Source organism: Synechococcus sp. CCY9202 (genome assembly GCF_034931685.1).
In the GTDB taxonomy this organism is placed as follows: Bacteria; Cyanobacteriota; Cyanobacteriia; order PCC-6307; family Cyanobiaceae; genus CBW1002.
Genome location: NZ_JAYGID010000049.1, coordinates 1 through 2465, shown reverse-complemented (window position 1 = coordinate 2465; position 2465 = coordinate 1). Strand labels below are relative to the sequence as shown.

Sequence of the window (2465 nt, the reverse complement as noted above, 5' to 3'; positions counted from 1 at the left end):
CTTTATTTTCAGGCCATGATCCTGTCACTCTAGGTCGATCGGTACCTCAACTGTGGAAGCGGAATGGCAACATGTCCGTCCAAGCAGGTTCAGTTCCTAAACTTTGTCTAGGTCACACCCCAACGATCAGCTCTGGGGGAATCGCTCGCCGGCCTGATCAAGGAGCTGGCCGAGTTCCCGCTCCAGAGCGGCCAGATCCAGCCGCCACTGGGGCCAGAGGCCGGCATCGATCTGGCGCAGAAGCCAGAGCCGGTCGGCCTGCAGCTGGCTGATCAGGTCGGCGGTGCTCATCCCAGGGGTACTCGGATCGGCAATACCTGGATCGCCAACCGCCGCTGCGGTTCCCGCAGCGGCGTCGGCGCTGACATCAGCGGCGCTGGCGGCAGCGGCGTTCGGAGCGGTCACGGCTGAGCGGGATGGAGTCCATCGCCATCCTGCTACCCCCTGCAGGAGGATGGCGACATGCAAGCGCTCACATCCCCCGGCAGCCTGGTGACGATCGCCGGCGCCGCCCTCACGGTGATCGGCTCGATCGCCTACGCCACGGACAGCCCCAACCTCAGCCTGGCCGGGGTGTTTTACGGGGTGCCCGTCCTACTGGGTGGGCTGGCCCTGAAGTCGTCGGAGCTGCCCCCTGCCCAGCGCCTGACCCCAGCCAGTCAGTACAAGGCACTGCGCCAGCAGGAGGCCAACGAGCCGCTGCGCAAGTTGCTGGGCGACGTGACCCGCTGGCGCTACGGCCAGAAAGCACACCTGGAAAGTTCCCTCGAAGCCCTCAAGCTCTGGGACGACGATGCCCCTCCCCAGCTGCTCAGCATCGCCGAGCTCGAGCAGAACGGCGGCTACGGCCTGCGGCTGCGCTTCAGCACCGGTGCCGTGCCCTATGACCAGTGGGAAGCACGCCAGGACCGGCTGGGCCGCTTCTTCGGGCCGGGCCTGCAGGCAGAGCTGAGCCGGCTGGGCGGTGATCAGATCCAGCTCAGCCTCCTGCCGGCCGCTGCCACCCCAGAAACCACCCCCAACGTCTGACGTCCAGTCCTGACCGGGCCGCTGGCCACGCCACGACCAAGGGGTACATGACTCGAGGCCCGAGGTCCAACGCCCAACGCCAACCGAAGCCGCGTCGACGGACCGCGTCCCCCCACTCTCTCCCCACCCTTTCCTCCAGACCGTTGAGCACCGAACCCTCGATCAGCCATCAGGACACCCTGCGGGTGTCGGTTCTCAGTGAGGCGCTGCCTTACATCCAGCGCTTCGCCGGACGGCGCATCGTGGTCAAGTACGGCGGCGCCGCCATGGTGCAGGAGGAGCTGCGCGATGCCGTGTTCCGCGATCTGGCCCTGCTGGCCTCCGTCGGCGTTCAGCCGGTGGTGGTGCACGGCGGCGGCCCGGAGATCAACCAGTGGCTCGGGCGCCTGGCGATCGAGCCCCAGTTCCGCGATGGCCTCAGGGTTACCGACGCCGCCACCATGGACGTGGTGGAGATGGTGCTCGTTGGACGGGTCAACAAGCAGATCGTGAATGGCCTCAACCAGGTGGGGGTGCGGGCGGTGGGCCTCTCCGGCAGCGATGGATCCCTGGTGCGGGCCCGTCCCTACGGCGACGGTGATCACGGCCTGGTGGGTGATGTGGCTGCTGTCCATCCCGCCGTGCTCCGGCCGCTGCTCGACAACGGCTATGTACCGGTGATCTCCAGCGTGGCCCCCGATTCCGCTGGCCGGGCCCACAACATCAATGCCGACACCGTGGCCGGGGAGCTGGCCGCCTCACTCCAGGCTGAAAAACTGATTCTGCTCACCGACACGCCGGGCATTCTGCGGGACCGGCACGACCCGGCCTCGCTGCTGCGCCAGCTCACCCTCTCCGAGGCGCGGGCCCTGATCGCCGAGGGAATCGTCGAGGGGGGCATGACCCCCAAGACCGAGTGCTGCATCCGCGCCCTGGCCCAGGGGGTCGCCGCCGCCCACATCGTCGATGGCCGTGTCCCCCACGCCCTGCTGCTGGAGGTGTTCACCAACTCCGGCATCGGCACCATGGTGGTGGGCAGCTCCCGCACCCTGCAGAACGACTGACGACACCGCCATGGAGGGCTTGAGCGGAGCGGGACTGGCGGACGACCCTCTGGCGGCGGCCCGCCGCGGCCTGGAGCGGGGCGACTATGGCCAGGTGCTGCGCCTGCTGGAGCCGCTCGCGGCCCTGCATTCACCGCGCACCGCCCTGGGCGGAGAGGTGCGGCTGCTGATGACCACGGCTCTGATGGGTCAGGGGCAGAGCGAACGGGCCCAGGCCTGCTGCCGTGAGCTGCTGCGCTGCAACGACCCCCTGCTGCGGACCCAGGCGCGGGATCTGCTGCTGGTCCTGGAGGCCCCAGCGCTCAGCCGCCCCCGCGATTGGTCCCTCACCCTTCCCGAGCTTGGAGATGCGCCCTCTCTGGAGGGCAGCCGGGCTGCCGCGCTGCGGCGGCG

General features: G+C 68.8%; 3 protein-coding genes and 1 pseudogene. 3 read left to right on the top strand and 1 reads right to left on the bottom strand.

Annotated elements, in window-relative coordinates; all coding sequences use genetic code 11:
• Nucleotides 1-126: 126 nt before the first annotated feature.
• Nucleotides 127-405, bottom strand: coding sequence for a hypothetical protein (locus VB777_RS07055; protein ID WP_197159375.1), 279 nt, complete (start codon nucleotides 403-405; stop codon nucleotides 127-129).
• A gap of 57 nt (nucleotides 406-462) precedes the next feature.
• Between VB777_RS07055 and VB777_RS07050 the strand changes: the two genes are divergently transcribed.
• From VB777_RS07050 to VB777_RS07040, 3 genes and pseudogenes are all read left to right on the top strand, one after another.
• On the top strand, nucleotides 463-1029 hold the full coding sequence (locus tag VB777_RS07050; protein WP_197156693.1) for a DUF2854 domain-containing protein: 567 nt from the start codon (nucleotides 463-465) through the stop codon (nucleotides 1027-1029).
• Nucleotides 1030-1172: 143 nt separating this feature from the next.
• Nucleotides 1173-2072 carry an acetylglutamate kinase gene (argB, locus tag VB777_RS07045; RefSeq protein WP_231605375.1) on the top strand — a complete coding sequence of 300 codons (900 nt, stop codon included), beginning with the start codon at nucleotides 1173-1175 and terminating at the stop codon, nucleotides 2070-2072.
• A gap of 10 nt (nucleotides 2073-2082) precedes the next feature.
• Nucleotides 2083-2465: pseudogene (locus VB777_RS07040) on the top strand (DUF3153 domain-containing protein); the annotation flags it as partial.

What these genes read in the sequence shown, in the direction of transcription:
- VB777_RS07050 (WP_197156693.1), top strand. Translation starts at nt 463, where the DNA reads ATGCAAGCGCTCACATCCCCCGGCAGCCTGGTGACGATCGCCGGCGCC.